The organism is Streptomyces sp. UNOB3_S3 (assembly GCF_020740895.1).
Lineage (GTDB): Bacteria > Actinomycetota > Actinomycetes > Streptomycetales > Streptomycetaceae > Streptomyces.
This window is the reverse complement of the sequence record NZ_JAILXP010000722.1, coordinates 1-946: the sequence shown is the minus strand read 5'-3', so window position 1 is coordinate 946 and position 946 is coordinate 1. Positions and strand designations below refer to the sequence as shown.

Annotated in this window: 1 protein-coding gene; it reads right to left on the bottom strand. The window is 76.4% G+C overall.

The window, feature by feature from the left end; translation table 11 throughout:
• A partial coding sequence (locus K6I33_RS35290; protein ID WP_229358869.1) for a DUF6777 domain-containing protein occupies positions 1-946 on the bottom strand: 946 nt, incomplete at both ends.

Genomic DNA, 946 nt, shown 5'->3' with positions numbered 1-946 from the left:
CGACCGCTCCACCTCGGCCCCCAAGGGCGGGGGTGCCGGCGGGGACTGCTGTCCGCCGCCCTGCGACGGGTTCGTCTTGGGGCTCATCGTCACCCCGCCCTTGGGGGCCGAGGTGGAGCGGTCGTCCCCGCCGTCGGTGCCCACGGGCCGTTCGAACCACTCGCGGGCGTCGGGGTCCCAGACGACGAAGTACTCCATGACGGAGTCGGCCGGGGTGACCGCCACGACGTCGGACGCCTTGTAGAGGGGCCAGGTGTCGCCCTTGGCGGCCGGGGTGCCCTTGGCGGCCACCGGCGGGCCCAGCGGGTTGCCGCAGGCGCAGCGCACCCGGGGCATGCCCCGGTCGTCGACGAGGACGGCCGTGCCGGCCTGGAGGACGGACTGGTAGCCGGTGACGGAACCGTCCTTGTAGCCGTGGTTGGTGACCCGGGTGTCGGCGCGCAGCTGCAGGGGGGTCAGGCCGCGCAGATAGGCGGCGAGGCCGTTCTGCTCGATGCCGGCGGCGCCCGCGAAGGCGCGGCCCCGGGCCTGGTCCTGGGTCAGATAGCCGATCTGGCGCTCCACGTCGCAGCTGGCGTTGTGCCGGGAGCCGCCGTAGAGGCCCCGGGTGTCACCCTTGACGTTGCGGGTGCCGCCGTTGCCGCTCGTGCCGGACGGGACGACGGGGTGGGCCGACGCCGACGCGCCGTAGTCCTTGGCCGTCGACTGGGTGAACGGGTCCCTGCCGTTGGCCGTCGCGGCCTGGAGGTAGACCTCGCCGGAGCCGCCGGAGCCCTGGCGGAGGAAGAAGACCGCGAGCGCGGCGGCGATGACCACGGCGGCGAGCGGGATGAGCGCCGTCTTCGACCGCCACCACCGCGCACCGCCGCCCGGGCCCTCGCCGGCGCCTTCGCCGGGGGTGCCCCGCCCGCCGGCGGGCGGGGCGGGCGGGCCGCCGGGCCCACCC